This window comes from Thioclava sp. UBA3469 (assembly GCF_002378135.1).
GTDB classification, from domain to species: Bacteria; Pseudomonadota; Alphaproteobacteria; order Rhodobacterales; family Rhodobacteraceae; genus Thioclava; species Thioclava sediminum.
Window position 1 is genome coordinate 1,169 of record NZ_DFRG01000167.1, and the last position, 1,745, is coordinate 2,913.

Here is a 1,745-nt window from a genome sequence, read left to right on the forward strand (position 1 = left end):
AGGGCATGATGCCGAGCGCGAAGACGCCCATCCGGCCGAGCGCACCGCCCGTGAACATCGACAACACGCCGCCGAGGCCAGAGCCCGCGCTTTGCATGAATTCGCGCAGTGCCTGCGCGTCGATGCCCGGAACCGGAATATAGGTCCCGAGGCGGTAGATGATCAGCAAACCAATGGTGAAGAAGATGCGCTGGCGCAGCTCGGTGGCTTTGCCCAGGGCGTCCCAGCTGAGGTTCGCCGCCATTTGCTCTGCAGCAGATGCCATATGCTCGTCTCTTTCATGTAAAGCGCCGCCCAACCGGTTCCCGGTCGGCGGCGCCTAGAAAACCTTCGCCTATGTAATCGGGCCGGAGCCCGCTCACAACAGCTTATTCAGCGGCCTGCGCCACCGTGACCGAGCCGCCAGCCTTCTCGACAGCCTCAACGGCCGATTTCGAAGCACCGGTGACGTTCAGGGTCACTTTCGACTTGATGTCGCCCTTTGCGAGGACACGCACGCCATCGAGCTTGCGGCGCACGACACCGGCCGCGACCAGCGCGTCTTCGGTGATGTCCGACTTCGCGTCGAGCTTGCCGGCCTCGATGAATTTCTCGATCTGGCCGAGGTTCACGACGTTGAACTTCTTCGCGTTCGGCTTGGTGAAGCCACGCTTCGGAAGACGACGATAGAGCGGCATCTGGCCGCCTTCGTAACCGTTCAGGGCCACACCCGAACGCGACTTCTGACCTTTGATACCACGGCCAGCCATCTTGCCTTTGCCCGAGCCGGGACCGCGGGCGACGCGTTTTTTCTTCTGGGCCGCGCCGTCGTTGTCGCGCAGTTCATTGAGTTTCATATCGCTTCTCCTTGCCGGAACACCTTCCCGAAGCGAGTGCGGAAGGGACACGGCTTTTCGTGTTGATTCTGATGCGGCCATCGGGCCACCGGGGGCGTATAGTGCGTTTGCCCCGCGCACGCAACTCCCGCTTTTTCGCGCAATCGGGGCGGTGTCGCGGCCAACGCGCGCTGGTCCCACCGGGCCGGTCGCCCTAAGGTCACGCACCTCGGGCGTGGTATGGCGCCTCCGTTCTCTCGCCGCCCCATCACGATGCCGCGATGAGCCAGCCGGTGGTCTATATAGACGCCAACGCGCCGGTCGGCGAGCCCGAGCAGACGAAGCTGTCCGCACGGCCGGGGTCGCCTCTTATCCCGCGCGGCGCTTGACCTTCCCGCCCCGCGCTCGCTACTGCAGATGCAGCATTGGCGAGGGACTTTCATGACGCGCATCCTGATCACCGGCACCGCAGGTTTCATTGGCTACCATCTGGCAAAGCTGCTGCTCGACGAGGGCTACCGGGTGCATGGCTATGACGGGATGACGGACTATTACGATGTCGCCCTGAAACAGCGCCGCCACGCGATGCTGCTGCAGAACCCGAATTTCTCCGCAACCGAGGGGATGCTCGAAGATCTCGAGACCTTCGACGCGATGGCGGATGAGTTCAAACCCGAGATCATCGTCCATCTCGCAGCGCAAGCGGGCGTGCGCTACAGCCTCGAGCAGCCCCGCGCTTATATCGACGCCAATATCGTCGGCACCTTCAACGTGATGGAGGCCGCGCGCCGCCACGAGGTACAGCACCTTCTGATGGCGTCGACCTCGTCGGTCTACGGGGCGAACGAGGACATGCCCTATGCCGAGACCGACAAGGCCGACACGCAGCTGACGATCTATGCGGCGACGAAGAAGGCGACCGAGTCGATG

The 1,745-nt window shown here is 63.2% G+C and carries 2 protein-coding genes and 1 pseudogene; 1 reads left to right on the forward strand and 2 read right to left on the reverse strand.

Going from position 1 to position 1,745, the window contains the following annotated elements:
• Window positions 1–265, reverse strand: a pseudogene (locus tag B3D39_RS12630) (preprotein translocase subunit SecY); the annotation flags it as partial.
• A gap of 103 nt (window positions 266–368) precedes the next feature.
• Window positions 369–836 (reverse strand): 50S ribosomal protein L15, encoded by a 468-nt coding sequence (gene rplO / locus B3D39_RS12635; protein WP_274961766.1) that lies wholly within the window; start codon window positions 834–836, stop codon window positions 369–371.
• Window positions 837–1,256: 420 nt separating this feature from the next.
• Here rplO and B3D39_RS12640 point away from each other — a divergent pair.
• Window positions 1,257–1,745: SDR family NAD(P)-dependent oxidoreductase (locus tag B3D39_RS12640; RefSeq protein ID WP_286789754.1), on the forward strand; the 489-nt coding region annotated here is incomplete at its 3' end.

Excerpts from the sequence above, each read along its gene's own strand:
- rplO (WP_274961766.1), bottom strand. The coding sequence starts at position 836 with ATGAAACTCAATGAACTGCGCGACAACGACGGCGCGGCCCAGAAGAAA.